The organism is Undibacterium sp. GrIS 1.8, assembly GCF_040544445.1.
In the GTDB taxonomy this organism is placed as follows: Bacteria; Pseudomonadota; Gammaproteobacteria; order Burkholderiales; family Burkholderiaceae_D; genus Undibacterium.
In genome coordinates, this window is the sequence record NZ_JBEONQ010000045.1 from 1 (window position 1) to 13971 (window position 13971).

A 13971-nucleotide genomic window follows, 5' to 3' on the forward strand; every position below is an offset into this window, starting at 1 on the left:
GAAGGCCGAAAGGTGCGCTGGATACTGGATGCTGACATACAAGCGTTCTTTGACACCATCGACCACAAGTGGATGATGACGTTTCTGGCACACCGGATTGCAGATCAGAGAATATTAAGGCTGATCTACAAATGGCTCAAGGCGGGCGTGATCGAAGATGGGCGGAGAACTGCATCCGAAATAGGTACACCGCAAGGATCAGTGATTTCACCATTTCTCTCGAATATTTACCTTCACTATGTGCAGGATTTATGGGCACATCAGTGGCGGCAAAGACATGCCACAGGTCAGATCACTATAGTCCGATATGCCGATGATAGTGTGGTGGGGTTCGAGCAAAAACACGATGCCGAGCGGTACCTGGCAGCATTGCAGGAACGCATGGCAAAGTTCGGATTAGTGCTCCACCCGGATAAAACACGACTTATCGAATTCGGGCGATACGCAGAGAGAAATCGCATGGCACGTGGTGAAAGAAAGCCGGAGACTTTCGACTTTCTAGGATTCACTCACTGCTGTGGAAAGACCCGCAATGGTTGGTTTAGTATCCTGCGTTTGACAGTGAAGAAGCGAATGCGTGCAACGCTTAAAGCAATCCGGGCGAAGTTAAGACGTAAAATGCATGAAGATATTCCTACCGTTGGAAAATGGTTGAGATCGGTAGTGCAAGGTTACTTCAACTACTTCGCGGTTCCCGGAAACGGAAATCGTATGTTCAGCTTTCGCGGAGAAATAGCGCGTACCTGGCGGCGCATGCTGAAGAGGCGTAGCCAGCGAAGTTGCCTGACATGGGAGCGATTTAGTCGGTTGATAAGTCGTTATATTCCACCTTGCCGTACTATTCATCCCTATCCAAATGAACGGTTTCGCGTCAATACCTAAGGCAGGAGCCCAGTGCGTCAATTGCGCACGCTGGGATTGTGCGGGGGGTGGAAGGTAACTTCCATCCCTACCGTAACAGCGAAAAGCACCCTATTTGCTGACTTTAGCCGGCGTTTTCTTTTCAGATTTGGCTGCTTTCTTGAAGTCTTCGACGCTGGGCGCGTCCTTACTTCCTGGCTTGTTCATATGCTCTCCACTGCCATTTGTAATGCGCTCTTGCTTTGCTTGAATATTGGCGTAAAGGCCGGATTTTTTAACGGTCATGAGATGCTCCTGGCTTGAATCACGGGTGGCTGCGATCACAACCTGGATCCCGTCATACATTTAATGCCGCAAACCACATGCGCGTCTGTGCGCCACCACACTCACAGCCCACGCCGAACCAATCGCACAAACCACAGCGCGGCGGTGCCTCTTGCGGTGGGGCTAATGTTGCGGTAACTTGGCAAGCATGAAGCCCGACTCTTCCTTGCAATCTACCGACATGCCCGGGGGCTTGCTTCATACCAGCGACCAAATGCCTGGTTTTACCCGCACAAAGCGCGGTAACAGTTTTGTATACTGGCAGGCCAATGGCCAACAGCTACGCGACGTCAAACATATTGCACGAATCCAGAAACTGGCGATTCCGCCGGCCTACACCGCGGTCTGGATTTGCCCACAGCCGCAAGGCCATATTCAGGCCACGGGGCGTGATGCGCGAGGCCGCAAACAGTATCGCTACCACACCGACTGGCGACTGGCCAGAAGTGAAACCAAGTTTGACCGCCTGCCCGAATTCGGTACGGTGTTGCCAAGCATTCGGGCCAAAGTCAAACGCGACCTCGCAGCTCATACAGGCGCCGACGTTCAGCGCGGTACCGTTTTAGCCGCGATAACGCGCTTGCTCGACACAACCTTAGTGCAGGTGGGCAACGACGAATACGCCCGCAGCAACGGCTCTTTTGGCTTGACCACGCTGCGCAAACGCCATGTCGATATTCAAGGCAGCCAGTTGCGACTGCGCTTTCGCGGCAAGAGCGGCGTCCAGCACGACGTAACGCTTGCAGACCCGCGTATCGCACGCATCGCACGCCGTTGCCAGGCTTTGCCCGGGCAGGAGTTGTTCCACTATGTAGACGATAAAGGAGAGGTGCAAAACGTCGGCTCAACGGATGTCAACGCTTACCTGGAGGCGGCTTACAAAAGAAAATTTACCGCCAAAGACTTCCGCACCTGGCATGGCAGCGTTCTGGCTTTGGAGCTGTGGCGCAAGCTTTCAGACGCGGAGCAGCTACAGCCGAACGCTGCCCAGGCAAACCGGCTACTGGCTGAAGTGGCTCACCTGCTCGGAAACACGCTAGCGGTATGTCGAAAATCGTATGTGCATCCGCGAGTGTTAGCGTTACTTTCGGGCGAACCTGAAAGTCGTCAAACTTCAGCAGCCGCAACCAAGCGCAAGGCAGGGCTGACTGCGGGTGAACAAGATTTTTTAGCGTTGCTGGCGGGCAGCAATTAATTTGTACAAAGTCTCTGAGGTACTTTTCTACAACTCGATGCAGCGGTGCGAAACATGGATTCGTTCAGGGCGCACGCACGGAAGGTGACAACTGGATCACCGCTGGTTGCACGGCAATCCCTTCGAGCCCTAAGCCAAGTTGGTGGGCACCGGTTCTTCAGCCAGTGACGCCATATCGATGACATAGCGGAAGCGAACTTCACCTTGCTCGATGCGTGAGTAGGCCTCGTTCAGGTCCTGGATGCGCAGCATCTCGATGTCTGGACCGATGCCATGCCGGGCGCAGAAATCAATCACTTCTTGGGTCTCGGCAATGCTTCCGATCAGCGACCCTGAAACGCTTCGACGGTGAAAGGCGACTTGCTGATTGTTGACAGGCTCCATTACTTCCAGCGCACCTACCACCACCAGCGTGCAGTCGCGCTTTAGCAATGGCAGGTAGGGATTCAGGTCGTGGCGCTGCGGCACCGTGGACAACATAAAGTCGAAGCTCGACGCGTGGGCGTCCAAGGCCTTTGCATCACTCTCCAGTACGGCGTCGGCGCCAAGCTTGCGCGCCTCCGCAAGCTTGGCGTCGGTGCTGGTAAACATGACGACCTGCGCGCCCATGGCCAGTGCCAGCTTGACGGCCATGTCGCCCAGCCCGCCGAAGCCGATGATGCCGACTTTCTGGCCCGCTTGAACCTTCCAGTGCTTCATGGGTGAGTAGGTGGTGACGCCAGCGCACAGAATGGGCGCGGCGACCTCGGGCTTCAGCGCCGCAGGAATCCTGATCAGGAAGTCGTCCCTCACTACCAACACGTCGGAGTAGCCGCCGTAGGTGTTGTCGCGTCCGTAGGCGTTGAGCCCTCCAGGCGCCAGTTTGGCGGGCACCATGGGCCCGTTGTAGGTGGCCAGCCAACTGTTCGGACCTTCGCAGTAGTTCTGCAGTCCCAGCTTGCACGGCTTGCAATGACGGCAGCTGTCGATCATGCAACCCACGCCGACGATGTCGCCCACGGCGTGCGTCGTCACGCTAGCGCCGATCTTTGTCACGCGGCCAACCACTTCGTGACCCGGCACGCATGGGTATATGGTGTTCGACCACTCGTTCTTTGCCTGGTGGATGTCGGAGTGGCAGACGCCGCAGAACAGCACCTGAATCTGCACGTCGCGCTCGCGCGGCTCTTCCCGTTCAAAGGCGAAGGCGCGCAGGGGGCTGTGCGGGTTATGGGCGGCATAGCCACGGGCGGAGATCATGGGGAATCCTTTCAATAAATGCGTTGTGCTCAACTTGTTCCATATAGGCCGGGGGCCCGCTTCCGTGAGCTGAACGGGCCAGGCTGCAAACGGCGCGATAACACTGCGACATCACGGCTTGGGTCGACTGCTGCACGATCTCCTCTGTTGCCAATCAGGTGCGTAACGTGAGCCATGCCTGAGGTCGTGAGTCGTGAGGGTCATAACGAATTATGCTGGGGGTGCATTCGCTGGTCTGTTCGGTGGCGCACACACCAGTGAGGATGATACTTTCTTCGGTGCCCGCCAGACTCTCACCTCGATGCAGCTTTTTACAGAGGAAACCGCAGCGGGCCTCGCAAAGAGACGATTCCCAACAAGTATCGCCAGGCTTGAAACGAGTGACCTTCGAGACCATCGCCTCGACGTTCTCGGCGAAGTCTGTTCCCACCGCGCACGACCACCCCCATCCGGCTGCGGAGCTGCTAGCCCGAAGATGCGTGGGTGTCGCATTTCTGGGCCGTCAAAGCGGTCGTACTAAGGTGCTGCGCACCACACTTACGGTCCAAACCAAAAAGCTGCACGCCGCCGAACTGGCCAAGGCCACTAAGGGGAGCTGCTGTACGGGGATCAATAGGTGCATCGCAAGCGCCTCCAGAGGGGGCATGCAACGGCACGGCCCATGGCGCGATACTGGGTGAATGCGCCGCAGCGCTCGGTTCGTTGGCGCACAGACGCTTCGTATTTGCAGCAGTAAATTTGGCACTTGCCGCAAGTTATGCAAAGATCCCGTCGTGCAGGGTACCGCGCAACTGGGGCGCGGTACCCACCCAACTGAAGGAAGACTTTATGAATACCCTGATCGATATCGTCATTCCCGATGGCAATTTCAAAACGCTGGCCAAATCCCTCACAGCAGTCGGCCTCATTGACGCTTTCAAAGGTGCCGGTCGATTCACAGTTTTTGCCCCCACCGATAATGCGTTCGCCAAACTGCCGCCAGGCACCGTCGACGCCCTGCTAAAAGACAAGGCCAAGTTGAAGTCTGTGCTGACCTACCACGTGGTTTCGGGCAAGGTCATGTCGACCGACCTAAAGGCAGGCAACGTGAAGACAGTGCAAGGCAGCGAAGTGATGGCCAGCACCATGGATGGCGCGATGGTGAACGGCGCCAAGGTGGCCGCCGCCCACCGCGCTTTCACATGGACACAACAACGAGGTTAACCCATGAAAATCGCAAGCCAAAGCATTGTCGAACTCACTCACTGCGCCAAGCTGATAGACAACATCCAGATCGCTATACTGACCACCTTGGACGATGACGGCGCCGTGAGGGCTCTTTCAGGGGTCGATACTCGGTTTCACGTCGTTGAAATGCCTATCCGTCCAGACCTGATTTGCCCGGTCTGGCTTTCCTCCTTCCAATCACCCAATCACCCAATCACCCAATCACTGAAGAAAGAGTCACTATGAAAAAGCCTAATGAAAAACAAATTGCTGAAGGTCATCAACATCAGGTGGCAGCGTTGCGAACACCGACTGATTTGAAAGCTGCTGCAACCAAAGACATCGCTGCAGTAATGAACGGCATTCTGGCCGATATCTTTGCGCTGTATCTCAAAACCAAAAACTTTCACTGGCACATGTCAGGTCCGCACTTTCGCGACTACCACGTCATGCTCGATGAACAAGCTACGCAAATCTATGAAATGACCGATCCGATCGCCGAACGCATTCGCAAGGTTGGCGGTAACACTCTGCGCTCCATTGGACACATTGCAAGAACCCAACGAATTTTGGACAATGATGCAGAGTACGTTGAACCATCTGACATGTTGGGCGAACTGTGTGATGACAATAAAACACTGGTCTCACGGTTCCGGGAAGCGCATGGCGTGTGCGAGGAGCACGATGACATTGCCACCACAAGCCTGATAGAGGTGTACATGGACGAGACAGAACGCCGTACTTGGTTTCTGTTTGAGGCCAGTCGTCCGCAAGACACGTCTGGGCATTAAATTTTCATGAATCTGCAAGTGGGAGAAATTTGATGTCCCTGCAAGTCGATGAGTGCTGGATGCGGGAAGCGCTCAAAGTTGCCACATCGCGTGGCAGTGATCCTGCCTCGACACCCATCGGCTGCGTGATCGTATACGATGGCCGGATCATTGGCACTGCGCACAACGAATGCCAGACCCTGCATGATGCGACCGCTCACGCAGAGATGGTGGCCTTTCGGCGAGCTGGACTGGAACTGGCCGCTGCCGACAATCTGGGAGGTCAATTGCATGGCGCAACGCTTTATTCGACCCTTCAGCCATGCGGCATGTGCACGATGGCATCAATCTGGTCAAAGGTCAACCGCATCGTTTTTGGGGCCGGTCGCGATGACGTCCACGAAAGCTATTTTGAGGTGCGCCATGTCAATACCCTCGACTTCATTGCCAAAGCCTACCGCAATGACTTGACGTTCACTGGCGGGGTACTTCGCGACGAATGCGCTCGGCTTTACTATCCTGCAGATACAGATCCACCCTCAGATGACCGGGGAAATTTGTAAACAAAAAAACCGGAAAAGCCACACCCCCAAGCCTTATGTCCGTCAAGCCTTTCGCAAATATCCGGAATGCGGCGTGTTTGCGCACTTCTTTTCCCTGGCGTGGTGTAACGACTGCGGGTGCGACTACTTCGTGGCCTATTCCTGCAAAGGCCGGGGTGTCTACCTCTCATGCAATATCCGGCGCATGGTGGAGACGGCCGCGCACCTGAAGGATCATGTTTCCCCTCGGCTTCCTGTGCGTCAGTGGGTGCTCTCGGTCTCGAAGCGGCTGCGCGACTTCATGCAGCGCGACGGGGCGGTGCCCAATATGGTGCTGCGCATCTTCCTAAGGATGATTGCGCAAGCACTGCAAAGCCATAGCCAAGGTGCGGCCTAGGTGGACAAAGCGGCGCTGCACATTGGCGCAGTCGCTTTCATCCACCGCTTTGGCTCCAGCCTGAACGGGCATGTACACTTCTATGTATACGCGGTCGATGGGGTGTTTGAGGAAGTGCCGGTGGAGGTGGCAGTGGAGGGTGAGTCCGATGCCCAATCCTCACACCGGGCATCGTTTTTCACCTGGCCAGTGCTATCGATGAGACCGCAGTGTCCCAGGTTCAGGCCGATTTGCGCCGACGCATGCGGCGTGCCTTCGCCGGCCGAGGCCTGCTGGAGAGTTGTGATGCAAAAGACATGCTGGCCTACCCGCACAGTGGCTTCTCGGTGGACATCGGTGTGTGCATCGAAGCACACGACCGGGCAGCGCTGGAGCGGCTGCTGCGCTACTGCGCCTGCCCACCCTTTGCTTGTGAACGCCTGCGCAAAGCAGGTGTCGCCTTGGTGTACCGCTGTGCCAAGTAGCGCAGCGAGCCTGGCTCGGACAAACGTGGCGCCAAGGTCGACGAGATCACGCTCACGTCAATGGAGCTGATAGCCCGTATTGCCGCCCTAGCGCCCCTGCCGCGCACGCCCGAACCTGCGCCACCCAAGCGCACACCGGCGCACTACCTGTGGGCGGTGTTGGTAGCCCGCATCTACGAAGTGCTCCCGCTGCTGTGCCTGATGTGCGGTGGGCAGGTGCGCCTGATCGCATTCATTACCGAGGGCACGCAGATCAAGAAGATCCTTGATCACATCGGGGGTGGACCCAGAACTTCCACATATATCCCTGGCGCGCGGGCCACCGTTGTGGGATGACTGTGGTGATGCGCAGATGGATGACGGGGCGCAACTCGAGCCAGCAGATTGGGATCTGGCGGCACACCTCGCTCCCGACTTTGAGATAGATCAGCGGATCAACTGGTGACCGGGCAAAACGGTGACTCAGACGCGCTGGCGGGTAGCGTTGCGTCCGCCATACCCGACGCAACGCTAATCTCTCTTGTGAAAAACGCATTTTGGCGGTGGATCGGCCAGGCACGGCCTCGCTGAGGGCGCGACGCGGATTTCTACCTGGGTTGAGGGCTCTTCCAAGGGGTAATACCTGGCCTCACGTGGTTGAAATGCCTATCCGTTGGGCATCAGCATCGCCGCGCCCACGCCTTGCAGCACGCGCGCGGCAATCAACCATGGGAGCCCGGGCTCCGCGGCGCATAAGCCCACGCCCATCAGCAACAAGTGCCGATGGCCGAAACGATCGCCGGCCTCACCGCCGAGCAACAGCAGCGCGCTCAAAGGCAGCAAATTGCCGCTGATCATCCACGATAGGCTGGCGCCGTCGGCCGCCAAAGACTGCGCAATCGCCGGCAATCCGACGATGACGATCGAGCCGTCGACGAAAGCGAGGCTGGACGCGAGCATGGTGGTGGCCAGCACGCCGCGCGGGTGCGACGCTGGAGCCGCAGGGGCTGTGATCGTGGCAGCGGCGAGCGCCTACCCACGGTTGCATGAAGCGAGCGCGGCTTCGCTCATCTATAGGCCTAGGTTTCCGGCAGCGCTCAGAATCAGGACGACCGGGCGGGCATCCGAGCCGGTCATCGCAGCGACTTCATTGGTAGCCGAGCTCCATCACATAGTTGCGCAGCAGCGCCTCTTCGTGGTTGCCGGCCGCCAGCATCGCCCGCAGCCCGTTGTGGGCGTTGAGGACACCCAGCGGGTGCCTGTCAGCGTCGAGAAGCAGCACATGGATGAGGCCGCGCGCGTGCATCATGGCCAGCACGTCGGAGAGCAGATCTTCATTCGTGCAGGCGGTGAAATTGGTCGTCATCACGGTAGCGGGCTTAATCGGGGGTTGTACATTCATGGCGACAGGGTCGCTTCGAGCTGCGCCTTGTTCATCGTGGAGCGCCCGTTCAGCCCGCGCTGGCGGGCCTCGTTGCGAAGTTGCAGCAAGGTTCGGCCGCCTGGCCCCTTGTGCGAGCGCAGCCCCCCACGTCGGCTGGACGACATGTCGTTGATCGATGAGGTATTGGCCTCCACGGACTCGCCGCCTTGTGCCTGCTCCTTGTTGACGACGCGCGCGGCAATCTCCTCGGCCAGTGGCTGAGGCTTGCTCTGGCCGAGCAGGCTCTCTTTGATGTGCACGTATAGCCGTTCGCGCTTGGCGCTCCAGACTTTCTGCGGCGTAACGGATCCTTCGCGGCCACAGGTGGATGCAGTGAAACGCAGTGCGCTGTGAGCGGTGTGCCGTGCTGCAAGGCGCTTGGACTTCAGTTTATCTTCAGCGCCGCGATGTTCCTGAATCCGTTGCGTTTACATGTGGTCAATCATCTCGGCGTTGAAGCGGTTCATATCTAGTCCGAGGAACCGCGCATAACCCACCAGTGCCGCTGGCGTGAGGTGATGGGTTTGCGCAAAAAGCAGGTGGTGCATGGGCCAGAACTGGCCCTGTGCCGCCGCCAGCTCTACGTTCGGATGGATCATCTCCACCAACGGTAAGTGCCGGAATATGAAACGTAGCCGATCGCGGTGGGTGTCGACAAGGTGCTGCATCAGCGGCTCGGCCTGGATGCAGGCAGAGCACTCGTAGTCGCCCTACTCCAGCAGTGTGAGCTTTGCATGCGCTTCGCCCAGCACATGGTCGGCCGCCGCCAGCGCGGCCTCGGGCATCTTGACGCTCGCGGCGCCGCTCATGCAGCCACCTCTTCAAGCGTTGCCTGCAAGCTGACCTCAGTCACGGACGCCAGGGCCTTGGACAGCGGACATTCGCGCTTGGCGGCCAGGGCGATCTCCTGGAACCTGGCTTCTTCAATCCCTGGCACGGCGGCCTTCAGCGTGAGTGCGATCCGGTCGATCACGAAGCCCTCACCCTCCTTTTTCAGGCGCACGCGAGCCTGCGTGTCGACCTTTTCGGTGGCAAAACCGGCCTTGTCACAGGCGAATGAAAATGCCATAGTGAAGCACGCTGCATGGGCGGCAGCCAATATTTCCTCCGGGTTCGTGCCCCGGCGGTCGTCCTCGAAACGGCTGGCAAAGCCATACGGGTAGCGTTCGAGGGCGCCGCTCTCGGTGCTGATCTGACCTTTGCCCTCTTTTCCCTGGCCTTCCCAATGAACGCTGGCGGTCTTCTCGGTCATGGTGGTACCTTTCAAAAAATTGCAGTGAGCTGAAGCGGACCTGTTGAATAGTTGCAGCGGCCCGGCCCGTATGTGGCTGCGTGCAAGACGAGTGTTCAGAGCTGATTGCATGATGGCTGTCCATGAAGACGGTGTCTGTTCGTCAACGCACAGAGCCGGTGGAATGACTGGAGTTCTTCGGCCGCAGGTGACGGGGCTTTCAGGCGGAGCCCTTTGGCTTGCCATCATCGCCTGGCCGCGTTGCTAAGATGGCCTTGTCGTTCTGCACATGCCCATCCACCAGTTTTATCACCCGGTCGCAACGGGCGGATAACCGTGGGTCGTGGGTGACGATCAAGAACGGAGGTGTCACTGCGGCTGATGTCGCGCATCAGCGTGAACACTTTGTTGGCGGACACGGTGTCCACGTTGCCCGTGGGTTCGTCCGTCAATAGCAGCGCGGGACGCATGAGCAGCGCACGGGTAAGCGCCAGGCGCTGCTGCTGACCGCCGGACAAATCATTGACCAAGTGATTGCGCCATTCTTTCGGGCTCACTTGGTCAATCAATCCTTCAGCCTGCACGCGCATTGCCGCATTGGGTCTGCCTTGCGCGGCCAGGAACGGCATTGCAATCAACCAGGTCAGCAGTGCCTGCAAACCGAACACCAACTACACGCTCTTCCATTTAAAGTTCGGCTCGTTGCGCTGGCGCATTTGTGCGTAGTGCTGCTCTTCGGGCTGCCCTCAACTGCGCCAGATAGTGGGCCTAAGGACTCGCTCTGTGGGCAAACGCACAGACCGGCCGTATTGGCAGCAGTAAATTTGTGCTTGCCGCAAATCCTGCAGACATCCCGTCGTGCAGGACGCCTCCAATCGAGGTGTGGCATCAAATCAACTTAACTGAAGGAAAAATCTTATGAATACCCTGATCGATGTTGCCATTGCCGACGGTCATTTCAAAACACTGGCCAAAGCCCTCACAGCAGCAGGACTCGTTGACACCCTCAAAGGTGCTGGTCCTTTCACCGTTTTTGCGCCAACTGACGATGCATTCGCCAAGCTGCCTGCGGGCACCCTTGACGGCCTACTCAAGGACATCCCGAAATTGACCGCGATCCTCAAGTATCACGTAGTGGCCGGCAAGGTTGCTGCAGCCGACGTCGTCAAGCTCGACGGAAAGACGGCCAAGACCCTCAACGGCGGCGACCTCAAGGTCAGCACAACGGGCGGTGTCAAGTTGAATGGCGAGGTCAATGTGACAAAGACCGACGTCGCGGCCTCCAACGGGCTGATCCACGTCATCGACGCGGTGCTGCTGCCGTCGGCTTGATGCTCGCTCACCCAGTAATCCAACCCCTTAAAAGAAAGTCAGGATCAAAAATGAATGCGAAAAAATTGCTCATAGCTGCGGCCTTCACCGGCGCAGCCTTTGCCGCACAGGCCAAGGACATCGTGGACACCGCCGTGGATGCCGGCAACTTCAAGACGCTGGTCGTGGCGCTCAAGGCAGCCGATCTGGTGTCCACGCTCAAGGGCAAGGGACCCTTCACGGTCTTTGCACCCACCGACGAGGCCTTTGCCAAGATCCCGAAAGCCGACCTCGATGCGCTGCTCAAAGACAAGACCAAGTTGAAGGCCGTGCTCACCTACCACGTGGTTCTGGGTAAGGTCATGTCCACGGATCTGAAGGCCGGCAACGTGAAAACCATGCAAGGCAGCAACGTGAAGGTCAGCACCAAGGGCGGCGCGATGGTGGATAACGCCAAAGTGGTGGCAGCCGATGTCGCCGCCGACAATGGGGTGATCCACGCCATCGACACAGTGTTGATGCCCAAGTAAGCGCAGTGCGATGGGCAGCCTGCAACGCGCGCCCCATCGCGCCTTCACAAGCACACTACAATGAGGTTCACCCATGAAAATTGCAACCCAGAGCAATGCCGAACTCACTCACGTCGCGAAGCTGATCGAAAACATCCCGATCGCCATGCTGGCCACCTTGGACGACAACGGCGCCTTGGCCAGCCGCCCGATGACCGCGCTGGAAATGGATGCCCAAGGCGCGCTGTGGTTCTTCACCGATGTGCAATCCTCGAAAGTCGATCATCTGCGCGCTGTCAATCTCAGTTTCACGGACAGGGATGAAGGTGCCTATGTTTCGCTATCGGGCCACGGCGTAATCGATACCGACCGTGCGCGCATCCAGAGCTTGTGGACCTTGTTGGCCAAGCCGTGGTTTCCCGACGGCCCGGACTCAAGCAACCTAGCGCTGCTGAAGTTCATTCCCGATAGGGCTGAATACTGGGATGGGTCCAGCAGCAAGATGGTGCGCGCGTTCGGGATGATCGCCTCCGTCATTGCGGGCAAGCCCGTGGCGCTGGGCGAGCATGGATCGCTTACCGCCTTGTCGGCCTCCACACGGGCAGCAGCGCCACCGCCGCAATCATGAAAAGACAGCTTGCTGCTTACGCCGGCACCATGGTCGTGATGGTGGGGCTGGATTTGCTGTGGCTGGGCGTCGTCGCCAAGCCGATGTACCAGCAAGGTATCGGTCACTTAATGGCCGTCAAGCCCAACGTGCCGGTGGCCGTGCTGTTCTACGTATTGTTCGGGCTCGGGCTGGTGGTGTTTGCGGTGTTGCCCGCCGGCCCCGCCCCCGGTTGGGGCAAGACCGTGAGCATGGCGGCGTTGTTCGGCTTCTTTGCCTACGCCACCTATGACCTCACGAACCTGTCCACGCTCAAACAATGGCCCATTGGCTTGTCGCTGATAGACATGGCTTGGGGGGCGTGCGTTAGTGCGGCCGCAGCCGCCGGCGGCAAGGCGCTGATGGATTGGGCGGCGCCATTGTAATCGCCCATTAACGATCAAATGCGGTGCGTTTGGCAGCGTACAGGCGCTTCATCGCCTTGCTCGTATGGCCAATTTCTCAGCCATAACAAAAGGAATCGACATGCCCTATCAAAGCATCAACCCCAACGACGACAAGTTGCTCAAGATCTTTGAGCGCCTAACCCCAGCGCAGTTGGAGAATTCTCTTGCAGGCGCTCAGCACTGCTACTAGACCTAGAAGCACAGGAGTTACGCGGAACGCGCCGTTATTCTGAATAAAGCCGCTGCGCTGCTGCACGCGCATGTAGATGATTTCGCAAAACTCGAAACGCTGGAAATGGGCAAACGAATCAACGAGGCACGCGGTGAAGTTAAATTCAGCGGCGACATCTTGGCTTACTGCGCCCAGCACGCCGAGAGCTTTCTGGCGCCCCTCAAGTTGCACCCCAAACTGGGTGAAGCACACATGGAAAGCTCACCCTTGGGCGTGCTGTTCTGCGTCGAGCCGTGGAACTTCCCGTACAACCAACTGGCCCGCGTGGCTGGCGCGCAGTTGATGGCGGGCAACGTGCTTGTGGTCAAACATGCGGGTTGTGTGCCGCGATGTGCCATTGCGTTCGAAAAGTTGCTGCTAGACGCAGGCGCACCAATCGGCGCATACACCAATCTGCTGATCTCGCATGAGCAGTCCGAGCGTGTCATTGACGACCCGCGCATCAAGGGCGTGGCGTTGACCGGCGGTGTGGCTGCGGGGCGTTTGGTGGCAGCCCGCGCCGGACAGAACATGAAGAAGTCGGTCATGGAGCTCGGTGGCAGCGACGCTTTCATCGTGCTTGACGACGCTGACCTCGACAAGACGTTGCCCTGGGCCGTGTGGGGCCGCATGTACAACGCCGGCCAGACCTGCTGCGCGGCCAAACGCTTCATCGTCATGGAGTCAGTTGCCGACCGGTTTCTGGCGAAATTCAAGATCGCGATCGAGGCCTTGGAGCCAGGCGACCCGATGCTGGAGGCGACCACACTCGAACCCTTATCCACCGAGGCCGCGCTGGTGCAGTTGCTGACGCAGATGGATGCCGCCGTGAAAGGCGGCGCCAAGCTGTTGACGGGCGGCAAGCGCATAGATCGGCCTGGCTGGTTCATGCAGGCCACCATCCTCACCGACATCGCCCCAGGCAACCCCGCGTTCCGTGACGAGTTCTTCGGCCCGGTGGTGTCGTTCTTCCGCGTGAAGACCGAAGAAGAAGCGATAGCACTGGCCAACGATTCCGACTTCGGCCTGGCCGGATCGGTGTGGACGAAGGACGAAGCGCGCGGCCAGCGCGTGGCGAGCCAGATCGACACCGGAATGATGTTCGTCAACAACATCGACTGGGCCCATGCCGACCTGCCGTTTGGCGGCATCAAGAATTCGGGCTACGGGCGTGAACTGGGCAGCATGGGCATCCAGGAATTTGTTAACAAGAAGCTCGTTCGCAGCGGCGCCATCGCTGCGCCGGTCTGAGCGCG

Annotated in this window: 20 protein-coding genes and 3 pseudogenes; 13 read left to right on the forward strand and 10 right to left on the reverse strand. The window is 58.3% G+C overall.

Going from position 1 to position 13971, the window contains the following annotated elements:
• A partial coding sequence (locus tag AAKU64_RS17710) for a reverse transcriptase domain-containing protein (RefSeq protein WP_354362560.1) occupies positions 1-882 on the forward strand: 882 nt, incomplete at its 5' end.
• Positions 883-972: 90 nt separating this feature from the next.
• Here the strand turns inward: AAKU64_RS17710 and AAKU64_RS17715 are convergent.
• Both AAKU64_RS17715 and AAKU64_RS17720 read right to left on the reverse strand, forming a co-directional pair.
• On the reverse strand, positions 973-1146 hold the full coding sequence (locus AAKU64_RS17715) for a hypothetical protein (protein ID WP_354362561.1): 174 nt from the start codon (positions 1144-1146) through the stop codon (positions 973-975).
• A gap of 52 nt (positions 1147-1198) precedes the next feature.
• Positions 1199-1387 carry a hypothetical protein gene (locus AAKU64_RS17720; RefSeq protein ID WP_354362562.1) on the reverse strand — a complete coding sequence of 63 codons (189 nt, stop codon included), beginning with the start codon at positions 1385-1387 and terminating at the stop codon, positions 1199-1201.
• A 12-nt stretch (positions 1388-1399) separates the two neighbouring features.
• Between AAKU64_RS17720 and AAKU64_RS17725 the strand changes: the two are divergent.
• A pseudogene (locus tag AAKU64_RS17725) lies at positions 1400-1519 on the forward strand (DNA topoisomerase IB-related protein); the annotation flags it as partial.
• On the opposite strand, the gene AAKU64_RS17730 reads toward AAKU64_RS17725, so the two are convergent.
• Positions 1466-1717, reverse strand: a complete 252-nt coding sequence (locus AAKU64_RS17730) for a hypothetical protein (RefSeq protein ID WP_354362597.1) — start codon at positions 1715-1717, stop codon at positions 1466-1468. The pseudogene AAKU64_RS17725 and the gene AAKU64_RS17730 sit on opposite strands and share 54 nt — an antisense overlap.
• On the opposite strand from AAKU64_RS17730, the gene AAKU64_RS17735 reads away from it, so the two are divergent.
• A complete protein-coding gene (locus AAKU64_RS17735) occupies positions 1670-2380 on the forward strand; it encodes a hypothetical protein (protein ID WP_503012713.1) in 711 nt (236 codons plus the stop codon). The genes AAKU64_RS17730 and AAKU64_RS17735 overlap by 48 nt on opposite strands.
• Positions 2381-2509: 129 nt before the next feature.
• Here the strand turns inward: AAKU64_RS17735 and AAKU64_RS17740 are convergent, their stop codons facing one another.
• A complete protein-coding gene (locus AAKU64_RS17740) occupies positions 2510-3619 on the reverse strand; it encodes an NAD(P)-dependent alcohol dehydrogenase (protein WP_354362563.1) in 1110 nt (369 codons plus the stop codon).
• An 828-nt stretch (positions 3620-4447) separates the two neighbouring features.
• Between AAKU64_RS17740 and AAKU64_RS17745 the strand changes: the two genes are divergently transcribed.
• From AAKU64_RS17745 to AAKU64_RS17765, 5 genes and pseudogenes are all read left to right on the forward strand, one after another.
• Positions 4448-4822 carry a fasciclin domain-containing protein gene (locus tag AAKU64_RS17745; protein ID WP_354362564.1) on the forward strand — a complete coding sequence of 125 codons (375 nt, stop codon included), beginning with the start codon at positions 4448-4450 and terminating at the stop codon, positions 4820-4822.
• Between the two features lie 3 nt (positions 4823-4825).
• Positions 4826-5071: a hypothetical protein gene (locus AAKU64_RS17750; protein WP_354362565.1), complete on the forward strand. Its 246-nt coding sequence runs from the start codon at positions 4826-4828 to the stop codon at positions 5069-5071.
• Positions 5068-5616, forward strand: coding sequence for a Dps family protein (locus tag AAKU64_RS17755; RefSeq protein WP_354362566.1), 549 nt, complete (start codon positions 5068-5070; stop codon positions 5614-5616). The genes AAKU64_RS17750 and AAKU64_RS17755 overlap by 4 nt, the downstream gene beginning before the upstream one ends.
• Before the next feature lie 32 nt (positions 5617-5648).
• A complete protein-coding gene (locus tag AAKU64_RS17760; protein WP_354362567.1) occupies positions 5649-6158 on the forward strand; it encodes a nucleoside deaminase in 510 nt (169 codons plus the stop codon).
• Positions 6139-7443: pseudogene (locus AAKU64_RS17765) on the forward strand (transposase). Before AAKU64_RS17760 ends, AAKU64_RS17765 begins: the two are co-directional and overlap by 20 nt.
• Positions 7444-7643: 200 nt before the next feature.
• Here the strand turns inward: AAKU64_RS17765 and AAKU64_RS17770 are convergent.
• From AAKU64_RS17770 to AAKU64_RS17795, 6 genes are all read right to left on the reverse strand, one after another.
• Complete coding sequence (locus AAKU64_RS17770; RefSeq protein ID WP_354335704.1) at positions 7644-7952, reverse strand: MFS transporter; 309 nt, start codon at positions 7950-7952, stop codon at positions 7644-7646.
• 172 nt (positions 7953-8124) lie between these two features.
• Complete coding sequence (locus tag AAKU64_RS17775; RefSeq protein WP_354362568.1) at positions 8125-8343, reverse strand: DUF294 nucleotidyltransferase-like/CBS domain-containing protein; 219 nt, start codon at positions 8341-8343, stop codon at positions 8125-8127.
• 32 nt (positions 8344-8375) lie between these two features.
• Entirely contained in the window at positions 8376-8660 is a 285-nt protein-coding gene (locus AAKU64_RS17780; protein WP_354362569.1) for a plasmid stabilization protein, read from the reverse strand.
• Positions 8661-8828: 168 nt separating this feature from the next.
• On the reverse strand, positions 8829-9068 hold the full coding sequence (locus tag AAKU64_RS17785; RefSeq protein WP_354362570.1) for a DsbA family protein: 240 nt from the start codon (positions 9066-9068) through the stop codon (positions 8829-8831).
• A gap of 137 nt (positions 9069-9205) precedes the next feature.
• Positions 9206-9652 (reverse strand): OsmC family protein, encoded by a 447-nt coding sequence (locus AAKU64_RS17790; protein WP_354362571.1) that lies wholly within the window; start codon positions 9650-9652, stop codon positions 9206-9208.
• A gap of 224 nt (positions 9653-9876) precedes the next feature.
• Positions 9877-10299 (reverse strand): ATP-binding cassette domain-containing protein, encoded by a 423-nt coding sequence (locus AAKU64_RS17795; protein ID WP_354362594.1) that lies wholly within the window; start codon positions 10297-10299, stop codon positions 9877-9879.
• Positions 10300-10549: 250 nt separating this feature from the next.
• Between AAKU64_RS17795 and AAKU64_RS17800 the strand changes: the two genes are divergently transcribed.
• From AAKU64_RS17800 to AAKU64_RS17820, 5 genes and pseudogenes are all read left to right on the forward strand, one after another.
• Positions 10550-10963 (forward strand): fasciclin domain-containing protein, encoded by a 414-nt coding sequence (locus AAKU64_RS17800; RefSeq protein ID WP_354335714.1) that lies wholly within the window; start codon positions 10550-10552, stop codon positions 10961-10963.
• 50 nt (positions 10964-11013) lie between these two features.
• Entirely contained in the window at positions 11014-11472 is a 459-nt protein-coding gene (locus AAKU64_RS17805; RefSeq protein WP_354335716.1) for a fasciclin domain-containing protein, read from the forward strand.
• 73 nt (positions 11473-11545) lie between these two features.
• A complete protein-coding gene (locus tag AAKU64_RS17810; protein ID WP_354362572.1) occupies positions 11546-12079 on the forward strand; it encodes a pyridoxamine 5'-phosphate oxidase family protein in 534 nt (177 codons plus the stop codon).
• Positions 12076-12483 (forward strand): DUF2177 family protein, encoded by a 408-nt coding sequence (locus tag AAKU64_RS17815; protein ID WP_354362573.1) that lies wholly within the window; start codon positions 12076-12078, stop codon positions 12481-12483. The genes AAKU64_RS17810 and AAKU64_RS17815 overlap by 4 nt, the downstream gene beginning before the upstream one ends.
• A gap of 235 nt (positions 12484-12718) precedes the next feature.
• A pseudogene (locus AAKU64_RS17820) lies at positions 12719-13966 on the forward strand (NAD-dependent succinate-semialdehyde dehydrogenase); the annotation flags it as partial.
• Positions 13967-13971 lie beyond the last annotated feature (5 nt).

Excerpts from the sequence above, each read along its gene's own strand:
- AAKU64_RS17785 (WP_354362570.1), bottom strand. The coding sequence starts at position 9,068 with ATGCAGCACCTTGTCGACACCCACCGCGATCGGCTACGTTTCATATTC.
- AAKU64_RS17815 (WP_354362573.1), top strand. The coding sequence starts at position 12,076 with ATGAAAAGACAGCTTGCTGCTTACGCCGGCACCATGGTCGTGATGGTG.
- AAKU64_RS17750 (WP_354362565.1), top strand. The coding sequence starts at position 4,826 with ATGAAAATCGCAAGCCAAAGCATTGTCGAACTCACTCACTGCGCCAAG.
- AAKU64_RS17730 (WP_354362597.1), bottom strand. The coding sequence starts at position 1,717 with ATGAGCTGCGAGGTCGCGTTTGACTTTGGCCCGAATGCTTGGCAACAC.
- AAKU64_RS17775 (WP_354362568.1), bottom strand. The coding sequence starts at position 8,343 with ATGACGACCAATTTCACCGCCTGCACGAATGAAGATCTGCTCTCCGAC.
- AAKU64_RS17790 (WP_354362571.1), bottom strand. The coding sequence starts at position 9,652 with ATGACCGAGAAGACCGCCAGCGTTCATTGGGAAGGCCAGGGAAAAGAG.
- AAKU64_RS17805 (WP_354335716.1), top strand. The coding sequence starts at position 11,014 with ATGAATGCGAAAAAATTGCTCATAGCTGCGGCCTTCACCGGCGCAGCC.
- AAKU64_RS17715 (WP_354362561.1), bottom strand. The coding sequence starts at position 1,146 with ATGACCGTTAAAAAATCCGGCCTTTACGCCAATATTCAAGCAAAGCAA.
- AAKU64_RS17720 (WP_354362562.1), bottom strand. The coding sequence starts at position 1,387 with ATGAAGCAAGCCCCCGGGCATGTCGGTAGATTGCAAGGAAGAGTCGGG.
- AAKU64_RS17800 (WP_354335714.1), top strand. The coding sequence starts at position 10,550 with ATGAATACCCTGATCGATGTTGCCATTGCCGACGGTCATTTCAAAACA.
- AAKU64_RS17760 (WP_354362567.1), top strand. The coding sequence starts at position 5,649 with ATGTCCCTGCAAGTCGATGAGTGCTGGATGCGGGAAGCGCTCAAAGTT.
- AAKU64_RS17755 (WP_354362566.1), top strand. The coding sequence starts at position 5,068 with ATGAAAAAGCCTAATGAAAAACAAATTGCTGAAGGTCATCAACATCAG.
- AAKU64_RS17740 (WP_354362563.1), bottom strand. The coding sequence starts at position 3,619 with ATGATCTCCGCCCGTGGCTATGCCGCCCATAACCCGCACAGCCCCCTG.
- AAKU64_RS17745 (WP_354362564.1), top strand. The coding sequence starts at position 4,448 with ATGAATACCCTGATCGATATCGTCATTCCCGATGGCAATTTCAAAACG.
- AAKU64_RS17810 (WP_354362572.1), top strand. The coding sequence starts at position 11,546 with ATGAAAATTGCAACCCAGAGCAATGCCGAACTCACTCACGTCGCGAAG.